At 63.6% G+C, this 341-nt stretch carries 1 protein-coding gene; it reads right to left on the minus strand.

Features of this window, described 5'->3' with window-relative positions; all coding sequences use genetic code 11:
* Nucleotides 1–341, minus strand: a 341-nt coding sequence (locus KUM44_RS39460; RefSeq protein WP_302186112.1) for a glycine betaine ABC transporter substrate-binding protein, incomplete at both ends; no start/stop codon positions are given.

Genomic DNA, 341 nt, shown 5'->3' on the forward strand with positions numbered 1-341 from the left:
CCCTCGGGATCCTTGAGCTTCTTCAGGTCGTACTTGCCGTACGCCCAGTGCGGCGACCACAGCGTGACCACCACCGGCTCACGCTTCTTGATCGACCGGTCCAGCTCCGCCAGCATCGACGACGTACTCGACGACACCACCTTGTACTCGCCCTCGAGGCCGTACGCCTTCAGCACCGACTTGTTCAGCGTCCCCATCATCCCGGCACTCGCCTCAATGCCGATGATCTTCCCGCCGAACTCCTTGCCCCGACCCTTCAGGTCAGCCAGCGAATCGACACCCTTCACATACGACGGCACCGTCAGCTCCAGCGACGTCGGCCCGTACCACGAGCCGAGGTC

It is taken from the genome of Streptomyces sp. AC550_RSS872 (assembly GCF_019049285.1).
Classification (GTDB): domain Bacteria; phylum Actinomycetota; class Actinomycetes; order Streptomycetales; family Streptomycetaceae; genus Streptomyces.